Raw genomic sequence first — 790 nt, 5'->3', positions numbered from 1 at the left:
TAGGGTTGCCTTTAGGTCAATTGAGCCATAGCTGATAAGATCGGCTTATTTGGGTATACCTAAACGGTCCTATTTTAAATTTACATGTCGTGGTGTTACATTGTACATTTCAAGTAACACACGAGGTGGTGCCATGAGTGAAGCAACCTTCACGTTTCGGGTCGATGAGACCCTGAAAACCGAGTTCTCCATGACCGCTAAGGCCCACGACCGCACAGTGGCGCAGCTCCTGCGCGACTTCATGCGCGACTACGTGGAGCAGGCCGAATATGACGAGTGGCTGCGCGCAAAGGTCGAGAGCTCGCGAGCGTCGGCCAACGCCGGCAATCTTGTTCCGGCCGCCGNNCCCGCGCTGAAACACGTCGCCGGCTTGAAGCGTCGAAGTGATGAATCTGTTCTGGACGCCAGAGGCGATTCAAGATCGCGAGGACATTTACAACTACATCGAGGCCGACAATCCGACGGCCGCACTGGATCTTGATGAGCTGTTCGAGGAAAAAGCCATGCTGCTAGTCGAACATCCGAACCTTGGCCGACTGGGCCGAGTGCGCGACACGGTCGAGCTGATCGCGCACCGGAATTACCTGTTGATCTACGATGTGATCGGCGACCTGCTGCGCGTGCTGAACGTCGTGCATGCGGCACGCCAATGGCCGCCCGTTCGGGAGTAGAGAGCGTGGGTGCAGTACCCGCGAACGTATCGTACGATGTGAAAACGTCTGACCAAGGACTGATTTTAGCCGCTAAAATCACTTACTCACATGAGTAAAAGAGGTTAGGCGCAAATAAC

Annotated in this window: 1 protein-coding gene; it reads left to right on the top strand. The window is 54.8% G+C overall.

What is annotated here, in order from left to right; translation table 11 throughout:
* Positions 1 to 386: 386 nt before the first annotated feature.
* Positions 387 to 671 (top strand): type II toxin-antitoxin system RelE/ParE family toxin, encoded by a 285-nt coding sequence (locus ALO64_RS02735; protein WP_054991653.1) that lies wholly within the window; start codon positions 387 to 389, stop codon positions 669 to 671.
* Positions 672 to 790: the final 119 nt, after the last annotated feature.

It is taken from the genome of Pseudomonas meliae, assembly GCF_001400515.1.
Taxonomy (GTDB): Bacteria; Pseudomonadota; Gammaproteobacteria; order Pseudomonadales; family Pseudomonadaceae; genus Aquipseudomonas; species Aquipseudomonas amygdali.
The sequence above is the reverse complement of the archived record's forward strand: the minus strand, read 5'-3'. Positions and strand labels throughout refer to the sequence as shown.